This window comes from Streptomyces sp. RK62, assembly GCF_018070255.1.
Classification (GTDB): domain Bacteria; phylum Actinomycetota; class Actinomycetes; order Streptomycetales; family Streptomycetaceae; genus Streptomyces; species Streptomyces nigra.
On sequence record NZ_JAGPYD010000012.1, the window covers coordinates 1 to 12,233 of the forward strand.

Annotated in this window: 12 protein-coding genes; 8 read left to right on the forward strand and 4 right to left on the reverse strand. The window is 74.4% G+C overall.

Features of this window, described 5'->3' with window-relative positions; genetic code table 11:
• The 3 genes from KBY32_RS23055 to KBY32_RS23065 form a co-directional block, all read left to right on the forward strand.
• The coding region (locus KBY32_RS23055; RefSeq protein ID WP_210981433.1) for a thioester reductase domain-containing protein at nt 1-1,855 on the forward strand (1,855 nt) is incomplete at its 5' end.
• Nucleotides 1,852-2,991, forward strand: a complete 1,140-nt coding sequence (locus KBY32_RS23060; protein WP_210981434.1) for an alpha/beta hydrolase — start codon at nt 1,852-1,854, stop codon at nt 2,989-2,991. The genes KBY32_RS23055 and KBY32_RS23060, both read left to right, overlap by 4 nt.
• Nucleotides 2,992-3,056: 65 nt before the next feature.
• Nucleotides 3,057-3,836, forward strand: a complete 780-nt coding sequence (locus tag KBY32_RS23065) for an alpha/beta fold hydrolase (RefSeq protein ID WP_210981435.1) — start codon at nt 3,057-3,059, stop codon at nt 3,834-3,836.
• A gap of 20 nt (nt 3,837-3,856) precedes the next feature.
• Here KBY32_RS23065 and KBY32_RS23070 read toward each other — a convergent pair whose 3' ends face one another.
• Nucleotides 3,857-4,534, reverse strand: coding sequence for a lipoprotein (locus KBY32_RS23070; protein WP_210981436.1), 678 nt, complete (start codon nt 4,532-4,534; stop codon nt 3,857-3,859).
• Between the two features lie 88 nt (nt 4,535-4,622).
• Between KBY32_RS23070 and KBY32_RS23075 the strand changes: the two genes are divergently transcribed.
• Together KBY32_RS23075 and KBY32_RS23080 are read left to right on the forward strand one after the other, a co-directional pair.
• Entirely contained in the window at nt 4,623-5,414 is a 792-nt protein-coding gene (locus KBY32_RS23075; protein WP_210981437.1) for a maleylpyruvate isomerase family mycothiol-dependent enzyme, read from the forward strand.
• A 95-nt stretch (nt 5,415-5,509) separates the two neighbouring features.
• The gene (locus tag KBY32_RS23080) at nt 5,510-6,142 is read left to right on the forward strand and encodes a bifunctional 2-polyprenyl-6-hydroxyphenol methylase/3-demethylubiquinol 3-O-methyltransferase UbiG (RefSeq protein WP_210981438.1); all 633 of its coding nucleotides are present in this window, start codon (nt 5,510-5,512) and stop codon (nt 6,140-6,142) included.
• 6 nt (nt 6,143-6,148) lie between these two features.
• On the opposite strand, the gene KBY32_RS23085 is transcribed toward KBY32_RS23080, so the two are convergent.
• On the reverse strand, nt 6,149-7,729 hold the full coding sequence (locus KBY32_RS23085) for a glycerol-3-phosphate dehydrogenase/oxidase (RefSeq protein WP_210981439.1): 1,581 nt from the start codon (nt 7,727-7,729) through the stop codon (nt 6,149-6,151).
• A complete protein-coding gene (locus tag KBY32_RS23090; protein ID WP_055622998.1) occupies nt 7,726-8,325 on the reverse strand; it encodes a TetR/AcrR family transcriptional regulator in 600 nt (199 codons plus the stop codon). The genes KBY32_RS23085 and KBY32_RS23090 overlap by 4 nt, the downstream gene beginning before the upstream one ends.
• Nucleotides 8,326-8,399: 74 nt before the next feature.
• Between KBY32_RS23090 and KBY32_RS23095 the strand changes: the two genes are divergently transcribed.
• Both KBY32_RS23095 and KBY32_RS23100 read left to right on the forward strand, forming a co-directional pair.
• Nucleotides 8,400-9,995 carry an FAD-binding oxidoreductase gene (locus KBY32_RS23095; RefSeq protein WP_210981440.1) on the forward strand — a complete coding sequence of 532 codons (1,596 nt, stop codon included), beginning with the start codon at nt 8,400-8,402 and terminating at the stop codon, nt 9,993-9,995.
• Nucleotides 9,996-10,071: 76 nt separating this feature from the next.
• Entirely contained in the window at nt 10,072-10,953 is an 882-nt protein-coding gene (locus KBY32_RS23100; RefSeq protein ID WP_210981441.1) for a YegS/Rv2252/BmrU family lipid kinase, read from the forward strand.
• A 27-nt stretch (nt 10,954-10,980) separates the two neighbouring features.
• Here the strand turns inward: KBY32_RS23100 and KBY32_RS23105 are convergent, their stop codons facing one another.
• Nucleotides 10,981-11,367, reverse strand: a complete 387-nt coding sequence (locus KBY32_RS23105; protein ID WP_055623001.1) for a helix-turn-helix domain-containing protein — start codon at nt 11,365-11,367, stop codon at nt 10,981-10,983.
• Nucleotides 11,368-11,495: 128 nt separating this feature from the next.
• Here KBY32_RS23105 and KBY32_RS23110 point away from each other — a divergent pair, with 128 nt between their 5' ends.
• Nucleotides 11,496-12,224 carry an STAS domain-containing protein gene (locus tag KBY32_RS23110; RefSeq protein ID WP_247689886.1) on the forward strand — a complete coding sequence of 243 codons (729 nt, stop codon included), beginning with the start codon at nt 11,496-11,498 and terminating at the stop codon, nt 12,222-12,224.
• Nucleotides 12,225-12,233 lie beyond the last annotated feature (9 nt).

Genomic DNA, 12,233 nt, shown 5'->3' on the forward strand with positions numbered 1-12,233 from the left:
CCCGTCCACCCCCACCGACTCCGCCGCCCGCCCCGAGGACCTGGCGCAGATACTCGCCGATCTCTCCCTGGCCGACCGGCTGCCGTTCGTCGCGTCGCCCGAACCCGCTCCGCCCCGCCGGGTGTTGCTGACCGGCGCCACCGGATTCCTCGGCAGCCATATGCTCCTGGACCTGCTGCGGCACAGCGACGCCCACGTCTACTGTCTGGTCCGCGCCGCCGACGAGGAGGCGGCCGTGGCCCGGCTGGGCGACGCGCTCAAGGGGTACGCGCTGCCCTGGTCGTCGGAGGTCCGCCGGCGTGTCACCGTCCTCCCCGGCGACATCCGCGAACCCCGCCTGGGCCTGACAGCCGACCTCTGGGACCGGCTCGCCGAGGAGCTGGACAGCGTCGTCTCGGTCGCCGCCGCCGTGGACTTCCTGCGCGGCTACCCGTCTCTGCACGCGAGCAACGTGCTCGGTTCCCTCACGCTGGCCGAACTCGCCGCGACGGGCCGCCCCAAGCCGCTGCACCACATCTCCTCGGTCGCCGTGTTCAACGAGGTCGGCATCCCCTCGATGGGCGAGGACGACCCGTTCGCCCACGTCGACCGGCTCGTCGCCGGGTACGACCAGTCCAAGTGGGCCGCCGAGGTCGCCCTGCGCCGGGCCCGCGACCACGGCCTGGTCGTCACGGCCCTGCGCCCCGGCGGCATCGGCGGGCACACCAGGACCGGCGCCTACAACCCCCAGGACCTCAGCAGCGGCCTCCTCTCGGCGTTCGCCCGCTTCCGATCCGTCCCCGCCTTCCGGTATCTCAACGCCGCCCCCGTCGACTGGGTGAGCCGGACCGCCGTCGCCGTGATCTGCGAACCGGACGCATGGGGCTTCGACTACAACCTCACCGGCGTGCCCAACACCCTCGACGACGTCGTCCGGGACATGGCCTTCGGCGGGATGCACGTGCGCGTGCGGGACTGGGAGGAGTGGCGGGCGGACACCCTCGCCCGCCTGGAGGCCGAGCCCGTCCCCGAACTCGCCTTCCTGACCCGGGTGCTGCGCAGCCCGACCGCCCTGAAGCTGTGCGAGGCGACCCTGACGGGACCGGCGGCCACCGCCGAGCGGACCGACGCGCTCGTCGACGCGCTCGGTCTGCCGCCCGCCGTCCGCTACGACGCCCGGGCGCAGCTCAAGACGTTCGAACGCCTCGCCGGGGACGGTCTGGCCCGGCTGCCGCACAAGGACGACCAGCCCTACCTGTGGTTCTCCGAGACCACCGAGGGCGGGGTCGGACCGGTCGGCGGCGCCCCCGACTCGCCCTGCTCGATGACCCTCACCCTGTCCGTCGCGAGCATGCACCAGCTGGCGACGGAGCGGCGCGTCGACGTCCGCGGCGAGGTCAGCTGCCCGGCCGCGCACTCCGCACCGCTGACCGTGGCCCGCGGCGACCTCTGGGTCCGCCCCGAGGAGGGCATCCCGCACCAGCACGGCCTGCGCCATCCGCTGCTGCGCTACCGCCTGGAGCTGACCGACGCCGACGGGGGCCGCTGGTGGCTGGAGGGCCACAAGTACGCCCGCGCGCGCCGCGATCTGTGGCGCCAGACCCGGACCCTGACCGTGGAGCTCGGCCGTGAGGGCGACCCGGCGAGCCTGGCGGGCGAGGTCGTCGTCCCCGCCGACACCTACGTCCGCGACCAGATCGACGGCATCCGTGTGGACCCGCGCCTGACCGGGCGGGAGAAACGTGCCGCCAAGCTGACCTGGCTGGCCTGGTTCGGTCTGGAGATGGGCCGCGGCCTCGCCGGGCCCTTCGCCCGGGCCGCCGCGGACCTGCTCGACCTGCGCCGCACCCCGAACCCGACGGAGAACCACCGATGATCTTCCGTACGCCCGTCACCCGGACGACCCGGCCGGCCCTGCGCAGGGTCCGCAGCACCGTGACGCCCCGGCCGCTGCGGCACCGCCTCGACCCGGCGGCCGTCGAGGAGATCCCGCTGCGGGCGGGCGACGGGGTGCGCCTGGGTCTGACCCGGGTGGACCCCGGCGAGAGCGGCCGGCCCGCCGTGCTGCTCCTGCACGGGCACACCGCCTCCGCCGACATGTTCCTGCTGCCGGAGACCCGCAACCTGGTCGACGTCCTCCTCGACGACGGCTACGAGCCCTGGCTGCTGGACTGGCGGGGCAGCTGCCGGCTGCCGTACAACGAGACCGGCGGCCGGTACACGTACGACGACGTGGCGCTGCACGACATCCCGGCGGCCGTCTCCCACATCCGGGCGCGGATCGGCGACCGGCCGCTCTTCGTGGTCGCCCATTGCATCGGCTCCCTCACGCTGTCGCTGAGCATGACGGCGGGCCTGGTCCCGGGGCTGGCCGGAGTGGTGTCCCAGGGCGTCTTCCTGACCCCGAAGCTCGCCGGCCGCACCTCCCTGCGCATGACGCTGGCGGGCGAGCTGCTGCGGTCCCGGATCGACCACATCCCCGTCGACTTCCGCAAGGTCGGCCTGTGGTCGAAGTACACCCCGCTGTTCGCGCTGGCCTCGCGCGGCGCGGCCTGCCCGGACCCCACCTGCCAGATCCTGCACCACTCGGCGTGGGGGACCGGGGCCTCCCTGTTCGTCCACGAGCACCTGTCCGACGCCACGCACGACCGGCTGGCCGAGCTGCTCGGCCCCGCTCCGCTGTGGATCCTGCCGCATCTGCGCCGGATCGAACTGGCCCGTACGGTCGTCCGCTGGAACGACACCGACCACCGCTACCGGGCCCTGCCGGAGAACGCCCTGGACGCCGCCGCCCGGATCGACACCCCGGTGCTGCTGCTGTCCGGCAGCGAGAACGGCCTGTGGCTCGACTCGCAGAAGCTGTGCCACGACGTCCTCGCCCGCCGCCAGCCCCAACTCGACGTCCGCTACGCGGAGATACCGGGCTACGGGCATCTGGACACGTTCCTCGGCCGGGGCGCGGCCCTGGACGTGTTCGGTCACATCCTGGACTTCCTCGGCGAACGCCGGTGACGGCGGGCCGCACGGCCGGATACCGTACCGGTCAGTAACCCGGCTCGCTCCCCAGGAGGCCCTCCATGCCGCAGCTCGAAGTCGACGGCGCCACCCTGACGTACGACGACGAGGGCCCCCGCGACGGCGAGGGTGTGCCCCTGGTGTTCGTGCACGGCTGGACGGCGAACCGGCACCGCTGGGACCACCAGACGGCCCACTTCTCCGAGCGGCGCCGGGTCGTGCGGCTCGATCTGCGCGGGCACGGCGAGAGCACCGGGGCGGGCGTGCGCCGTGTCGACGATCTCGCCGCCGACGTGCTCGCCCTTCTGGACCATCTGAAGATCGAGCGGTTCGTGATCGTCGGGCACTCGATGGGCGGCATGATCGCCCAGACCGTCGCGCTGTCCCACCCGGAGCGGGTGGAGCGCATGGTGCTGGTCAACTCCATCGGCAAGATGGCCTACAGCCGGGGCCGCGCCCTGCTGATGGCCGCCTCGACCCTCGTGCCGTTCAAGCTGTTCGTCGCCGCCAACATCCAGCGCGCCTTCGCCCCCGGCTACCCGCGCGAGGAGGTCCGTGAGTACATCCGCGCCTCCGCCGGCACCCCGCGCGAGGTCGTCATGACGCTGTACGGCGCCATGCGCGCCTTCGACGTCTCGGACCGGATCGGCGCGATCCAGGCACCGACCCTGCTGGTGCACGGCTACCACGACGTCCAGCTGCCGATCGCGCCGATGCTCCGGCTGGCCACGGCGTACCCGGACGCCGAGGTCCGGGTGCTGGACGCCGGTCACGAGCTGCCCGTGGAGAAGCCGGCCGAACTGACCGCCGTCCTCGACCGCTTCCTCACGCGCGGCGACTGAACGGACGGCGGCGCCCGGCGTCAGCCGACGCGCAGGGTCCGCCGGGCCAGCTCGTAGGCCGGCAGCATCGCCCGGTGCTCGTCGGTGTCGAGTCCGCCGAGGTGGAGGACGACCGGGCCGCGCTTCGTGCCGACGGCCAGCGCCCGCTCCTCCTTCGTCTCGTCCAGGGCCTCACTGGTGTACATGTACGTCACCTCGGCGCCGGTGACCCCGTCCGCCGTCTTGAAGGCGCGGTACTTCGCCTGCTCGGCGCCCTTCTCGGCGGCGACGAACTCCTTCAGGACGGTGCGCGCGTCGGCATCGCCCGGCTCACCCGTCCAGACCCGCAGGAAACCGATGTTCCCGGCCGGCTTGGCGTCGATCTCACAGGCCGCGGTCACCGGCCCCTGGTGCAGCAGGGCCGCGGCCAGCTCCTCGGCCAGCTCGCCCTCACCCTCGGCGGACCCCGCCTCGACGGCCTTCGGCTTCCATGACTCGGCGACGTCGAAGGTCACCGGAAGCGCGCAGGCCGACCCGGCGGCGCCCACGCTTCCGCCGCTCTTGACCGCGCTGGACCCGCCTCCGCCGGACGCCTCGGCCGACGCGCTCGCCCGGCTCTCCGGCTCCTCGTCGGAGCCGCCCGAACACCCCGTCAGCACCCCGGCCAGCAAGGCCACCTGGGCCACCCCGCGCCGCACCCGTACCGTCCCCACCCGCATCGACTCTCCCCAGCCGTCCTGATCAGCCGACCCACACTAGCCGAGCCGCGGGCCGTGCACCCCGGCGGGCCTGCGGCACCATGAGGCGATGACCCCACCGACCTTCGAGCGCCACTGCGACGCGATCGTCACCGAGACCGAACGGCTCACCGCCCATGTGCGGGGCGCCGACCTGTCCGCCCCGGTACGCACCTGCCCCGGCTGGAATCTCGGGCAACTGCTGCTGCACATCGGCGGTGACCACCGGTGGGCCGAGGAGATCGTCCGCACCCGGGCCGCCGGTCCCGTCGCGGACGACCTGGTGGACGCCCCGCCCGCCGATCCGCGCGCGGACGGGGCGGTCCTCCTGTCGTGGCTCACCGAGGGCGCGGCCCGCCTGAGCGCGACCCTGCGGGCGGCGGCCCCCGACTCCCTGGCCTGGAACCCCGCCGCCGACCGCCCGGCGCCCGTACGGTTCTGGGCCCGGCGCATGGCGTACGAAACGGCGGTGCATCGGGCCGACGCGGCGCTCGCGGCCGGGCAGCCGTTCACCCTCGACTCCGACCTCGCCGCCGACGCGGTGGAGGAGTGGCTGGAGTTCTCCACGTTCCCTGAGGCGCACGCGTCCCGGCCGGACCTGCCCGACCTGCTCGGCCCTGGCCGCACCCTGCGCTTCGAGGCCCCCGGCGCGGGCACCTGGCACGTCGACCTCACCGGCGAACGGCCGGTCCTGCGGGCCGGGTCCCGCGACCCCGCGGCCACCGCGCGCGGCCCGGTGACCGACCTGCTCCTGTACTTCTACCGGCGTCCCGCACCGGCCGTGGTGACCCGGGGCGACACCGCACTCCTCGACCTGTGGCGTACCCGCGCCGGCTTCTGGCTGGAGGCCCCGGACGACTGACCGGGCGCGTGTTTTGCCGGAACGGCAACGGTGTTTGTCGCGTAGCTCGCCGCCCCCGCAGGCTGGCCGTACGCATCTACACACCGGGAGGCACCGTGACCGAGACCCACGCCCTGGAGGCCGCCGAGTTCTGGGAGGCCCGCTACCGCGACGGCGGCCCCGTGTGGAGCGGCCGGCCCAACGCGCTGCTCGTCCGGGAGACCGAGGAGCTGACCCCGGGCGCCGCGCTCGACCTCGGCTGCGGGGAGGGCGGCGACGCGGTGTGGCTCGCCTCGCGCGGCTGGCGGGTGACCGGTGTCGACATCTCCCGCACGGCCCTGGAGCGCGCCGCCGGGCACGCCGCCGAGGCAGGGGTGGCCGACCGCACGACCTGGGAGCGGCACGTCCTCGGGGAGACGTTCCCGGGTGGCACGTACGACCTGGTCAACGCGCAGTTCCTGCAGTCGCCGGTCCCGCTCGACCAGCAGACGGTGCTGCGGCGGGCCGCCGATGCCGTCGCGCCCGGCGGCACCCTGCTGATCGTCCTGCACGCGGGCTGGCCGTCCTGGCAGACCGAGCCGCCCTTCCCGGCTCGGTTCCCGACCCTGGCCGAGGTCCCGGAGCAACTGGCCCTGCCCGAGGGGGAGTGGAGCGTGGTCGCCCAGGAGACCGTGCGCAGCCCGCACACGTCCCCCGACGGCGTCCAGGGCCACCGGGACAACCATGTGTGGCACTTCCGCCGCCGCTGAACCCGCCTATGCACCCGTCGGCGTCTCCTCTCCCAGCGCCTCGCGCACCGCGTCCATCGCGGCTGTGCGGTCCGCCGGGATCAGGCCGATGCGGGTGCGGCGGTCGAGGAGGTCGGAGGCGTCGAGGGCGCCCTCGTGGCGGACCGCCCACAGGAGTTCGGCGGCGGTGACGGGGTGCCCGGCGAGCACCGGCTCGTTCAGACGGGGGTTCGAGGTGCCGAGCGCGTGGACGGCCGCCGCCTCGGTGCCGTAGCGCTGGACGAGGCGGCGCGGGGCACGGACGGCCGCGAGGGCGGTGGGCGACGCGGCGCCGACCAGGGGGAGCGAGGCGGTGGGGGAGGGCGCGGCGCTCACCCGGCCGGTGGCCACGGCGGCGTCGACGGCGTCCTCGGCCATCCGGCGGTAGGTGGTCAGCTTGCCGCCGACGATCGTGATCACGCCCTCGGACGACGTGAGGACCGCGTGCCTGCGGGAGACGTCGGCGGTGCGGCCGGCCGCCGAGCCGTCCTCGGCGGTGGTGTCCAGCAGGGGCCGCAGCCCGGCGAACGCGCCGACGACGTCCTCGCGTCCGACCGGCGCGTCCAGCACGGAGCCGAGTACGTCGAGCAGGAAGCCGATGTCGGTCTCCGGGACCTCGGGGACGTCGGGGACGGGACCCTCCACGGGCTCGTCGGTGAGGCCGACGTACACCCGGCCGTCGCCCTGCGGCAGCACCAGCACGAAGCGGTTGGTCTCGCCGGGCACGGGCACGTGCAGCCCCGCGGGCAGCGGGCCGAGCCGGTCGGAGCGCAGCACGAGATGCGTGCCGCGTGACGGGCGGATGCGGATGCCCTCGACCAGGCCGTCCGCCCAGACGCCGGTGGCGTTGACGACGACACGGGCCCTGATCTCGCCCTCCTCACCGGTCAGTTCGTCCCGGACCCGGGCGCCGGACGTGCCGAGCTCCACGGCCCGGACGCGGGTCAGCACGCGGGCGCCGTGCGCGGCGGCGGTCCGGGCGACGGCGGTGACCAGCCGGGCGTCGTCGGTGAGGCGGCCGTCCCAGGACAGCAGTCCGCCGCGCAGGCCCTGGGTGCGCAGGGCGGGCGCGAGGTGCCGGGTCTCGACCGCGGAGAGGCGGCGCGGGGCGGGCAGGGTGGCGCGGGCGGTGCGTGCCGCGAGGCGCAGGGTGTCGCCGGCCCGGAAGCCGGCCCAGGCCAGCGCGGACTGGGCACGGGACACCATCGGGGTCAGGGGCAGGACGAAGGGCTGGGCCCGCACCAGGTGCGGTGCCGTGCGCTCCATCAGCACACCGCGCTCGACGGCGCTCTCGTGAGCGACGTCGAACTGGGCGGAGGCCAGGTAGCGCAGCCCGCCGTGGATGAGCTTGCTGCTGAAGCGCGAGGTGCCGAAGGCCAGGTCGTGCGCGTCGATCGCGGCGACCGTCAGACCGCGGGACGCGGCGTCCAGGGCGGCGCCCGCGCCGGTCGCGCCGAGCCCGACGACCAGGACGTCGACGGCCGGACCGCCGACGGTCGCGGTGAGTTCGCGGGTGCGCCGGGCGGCGGACAGCGACGCCCCGCCGGGCGGAGGAGTGGCGGTGCTCATGGCGTCAGGGTCCTCTCGAGGATGCCGCGCAGCTCCGCCAGGAAGGCGTCGCCGTTCAGCTCGGTGTCGTCCGCGTCGGTCATGGTGCGCAGGGACAGGGCGAAGGACTGCACGATCAGGAGCAGGGATCGCGCCTGCCGTTCGACATGCCCCTGGCGCACCGATCCGTCGGCGTGGCCCTCGCGCAGCACGTCGGCGAGCAGGGCGAGCAGCGCCTCCTGGCTCGCGCCGCGCCGGTCCAGCATGTACGGCAGGAGCAGTTCCGGATCGACGTCGACGATCTTGTGGAAGAGCGGGTGCGCGCGGAAGGCGGCCACCCCGGCGACCAGCCCGTCGGCGATCAGGTCGCGGGTGAGGGTGCCGGGCCGCCGCTCGGGCATGGCGCCGGTGGCGGCCGCGACCCACTCACGGGTCATCAGGTCCCCGACCAGGGAGCGCACATCGGGCCACCGCCGGTACAGCGTCATCCGGGAGACCCCGGCGCGGCGGGCCACGTCGGTCATCGTCGTACGGCGGACTCCGACGGCGAGGACGCAGTCGCGTACCGCGTCGAGCACCGCGTCGCCGTCCGAGTGGTTGTGACGAATAGGCGTCATGTGTCACAGTGTAACGCCTGCGAGGCCGTCCGGGACACGGCATCGCCCGACCCGACCCGTGAGGACGACAGCCGATGGACATGCTGTGGAGTGGCTGGGGCGACCCCGCCAAGGCGGCACCGCTGCCCGAGACCGTGACCGGGCTGCTGCGCGACCTGCTCGGCGTCAGGCCGCGCACCGCCGAGCCGATCGCCCTCGCGAACATCGCCGTACCCGAGCCCGGGCTCGAACCCGCCGCCCTCCAGGACCTGGTGGCCGCGGCCGGCGGCGAGGAGCACGTCAGCACCGACGCCGAGACCCGCGTCCGGCACACCCGGGGCAAGTCCACCCCTGACCTGCTGCGCATCCGCGACGGCGAGGTCGACGCCGACCTCCCCGCCGCCGTCGTCCTGCCCGCCGATCACGACGAGGTCGTCGCGGTCCTGCGGGTCTGCGCCGGACACGGCCTGCCCGTCGTCCCGTTCGGCGGCGGCACCTCCGTCGTCGGCGGCCTCGCGCCCGCCGGGCGCCGCCCCTTCGTCGCCCTGGACCTGCGCCGTATGGACCGGATGCTCGCCCTCGACCCGGTCTCCCGCACCGCGACCCTGCAGCCCGGCCTGCGCGCCCCGCAGGCCGAGGCGCTGCTCGCCGAACACGGCTTCACCCTGGGGCACTTCCCCCAGTCCTACGAGTGGGCCAGCATCGGCGGTTTCGCCGCCACCCGCTCCAGCGGCCAGGCCTCCGCCGGCTACGGCCGTTTCGACGAGATGGTCCTCGGCCTCACCGTCGCCACCCCCGAGGGCACCCTCGACACCGGCCGCGCCCCCCGCTCGGCGGCCGGCCCCGATCTGCGCCAGCTTCTGCTCGGCTCGGAGGGCGCGTTCGGCGTCATCACCTCCGTGACCGTACGGATCAGGCCCGTCCCGCAGACCCGTGTCTACGAGGGCTGGCGGTTCGCCTCCTTCGAGGAGGGCGCCACCGCGCTGCGCCGCCTCGCCCAGGACGGCCCGCGCCCGACCGTGCTGCGCCTGTCCGACGAGACCGAGACCCTCGTCGGCCTCGCCCAGCCCGACGCGATCGGCGGCGGCCTCCCGACCGACGCCGGCTGCCTCGCGATCACCGGCTACGAGGGCACCGAGGAGGACACCGCCCACCGGCGCGAGCAGGCCGCGGCCGTACTGCGCGCCTGCGGCGGCACCCCGCTCGGCGAAGAACCGGGCCGGCGCTGGGCGCACGGCCGCTACTCCGCCCCCTATCTGCGGGACTCCCTCCTGGACGCCGGGGCGTTCGCCGAGACCCTGGAGACCGCCACCTTCTGGTCGGGCATCCCCGGCCTCTACGCCGCCGTCCGCGACGCCCTCACCGGCACGCTCACCGAGGCCGGCACCCCGCCCCTGGTCATGTGCCACATCTCGCACGTCTACGAGAACGGCGCCTCCCTGTACTTCACCGTCGTCTCGGCGCAGGGCGAGGACCCCCTGAAGCACTGGGAGCGGGCCAAGCGCGCCGCCAACGACGCGATCATCGAGGCCGGCGGCACCATCACCCACCACCACGGCGTCGGCACGGACCACCGCGACTGGTACGTCCTCGAGGCCGGGGCCCTCGGCGTCGAGGCGCTGCGTGCCGTCAAGCGCCGCCTCGACCCGTCCGGCCTGCTCAACCCGGGTGTCCTGCTGCCCCTCGACTGACGCGCCACCGCACCGTACATTCCCTCCACCTCCCCGCCTCTGGCGGCTCCTGACCGCCGGCCCGAAAGGCACACCGATGCGACAGTTCACCGCCATCGTCAACCCCACGGCGGGCGGGTCCGCCGCGGCTGCCGCGCTGCTGGACGTGGCCCGGCCGCTGCGGGAGGCCGGGGCCGATCTGGAGACCCTGTACAGCCGCAGCCTGGCGCACGCCCAGGAACTGGCCCGGGACGCCGGGGAGCGCGGACGCGTGGTGCTCGCCGTCGGCGGCGACGGCATGGCCGGCGGTGTCGGCGGGGCCCTCAGCGGCTCCGACGCCCTGCTCGGGCTCGTCCCCGCCGGACGCGGCAACGACTTCGCCCGCGCCCTCGGCCTGCCCACCGACCCGGCGGCGCTCGCCAAGGTGCTGCTCGACGCCGAGCCCTGCGCGGTCGACACCATCGAGGTCGAGTCGGCCGTCCACCCGCGCACGGTCGTCCTCGGCAGCGTGTACGCCGGGGTCGACGCCCTCGCCAACCGCCACGCCAACAACGCCACCCTGTTGCGCGGCGCCGCCTCCTACTACGCGGGCGGCCTGCGCGCCGTCACGACCTGGCGCCCCGCCCGCTACCGCGTCACCGTCGACGGCCGCGAGCACCTGCACATCGGCTACACGGTCGTCGCCGCCAACTCCGGCTACTACGGCTCCGGCCGCCGCATAGCGCCGGACGCGCGCGTCGACGACGGACTGCTCGACGTCGTGATGATCCGTCAGGCCCCGCGCCGGCTCTTCTTCGCCCTGATGAACGAGCTCAAGGACGGAACGCATGTGAACCGCCCGCAGGTGGAGATCCTGCGGGGCAAGGAGATACGGATCGCCGCCGACCGGGACGTGCCCTACGGCGCGGACGGCGAGGTGGACGCCACGCTCCCCGTCACCGTCCGGGTCCTGCCGGGCGCCCTGCGCGTCCTCTGCTGAGCGGCCGCGGACTCTCCGGGGCGTCCGTCAGCCGCCCTTGGCCTGGACGGACGAGCCCTCCATCTGGATGGGCGAGCGCGTCGCCCGCAACTGCTCGGTCGCGGTCTCCCGCTGCGCATGGTCCTGGATGAGCAGGCCGATCAGCGCCGCGACGGGCAGCCCTGCCTCGGCCGGGTGCCGCAGCAGCTTGCCCGACTCGACCCGGTAGGTGTTGGTGCGGCCCTCGCGCTTGTGGGACAGGTAACCGTCCCGCTCCAGCTCCGAGATGATCTTCTGGACCGCGCGCTCGGTGAGCCGGCAGTGCGCCGCGATGTGCCGGATACGGACATCCGGATTGTCGGCGATCGTGGCCAGCACGCGTGCGTGATTGGTGAGGAACGTCCACCCGGTGTGCGGCTCAGGGACTGCATCCATGGCCCTACCTTACGACTTCGCATTCACGTATACAAAAACACGTACTGCGTTTCACGTATCAGTTGACGTGAACGGCGCTTCGGGTTCAAGCTGTACGGGAGACGGGGAGATCTGAGGGAGAGGCGGACATGCCCGAGCTCGCGTCGGTACACCTTTCTGCCGCAGGCGACGCCACGGACGCCGGGGCGGCAGGCGCACCGCTGGTGGACCCGCCGCTACCGCTGGTCGCGGCCCTGTGTCCCGAGGGCGACCGCACCAGGGTGGTCGTCCGCGGCGAGCTGGACCTCGACTCCGGGGACCGGTTCGGACGCATCCTGCGGGATGCCCTGCACCGCTCGGTGCGCGGCGTCGACCTCGATCTGCGAGGCGTCACGTTCTGCGACTGCGCCGCCCTGAACATCCTCCTCGCGGTGCGCCAGAGGGCCCTGGCCGACGGCAAGACCGTCGCGCTGCAGGGCAGCAGCGCCACGGTCGACCGGCTGCTCCTGCTGACCGGCACCCGGGACCTGTTCACCGGCCCCGACCCGGACGGCGCCGACGCGACGGAGCGGACACCGGACGGGGAGGTGGCGGACGCGACCGACCACGACCTGCGGACCGAACTCGCCCAACTGCGCCGGGCCATGCGCACCCGGCCCACCGAGGACCTGGCCCGCGGCATCCTCATGGCCTACTACGGCCTGGGCCCCCAGGACGCCTGGGCGGTGCTCGTCACGGCCGCCGAGCGCGGCGGCACCCAGCCGCATCTGCTCGCCGGGGAGCTCGTCGAGGCCGCCCAGGGCGGCACGCCGCTGCCCGCAAAGCTGCGGGCGGAACTGTCCTCGGCCATCGGGCGCGTCCAGGTCACCGACGGCTGAGCACCCGCC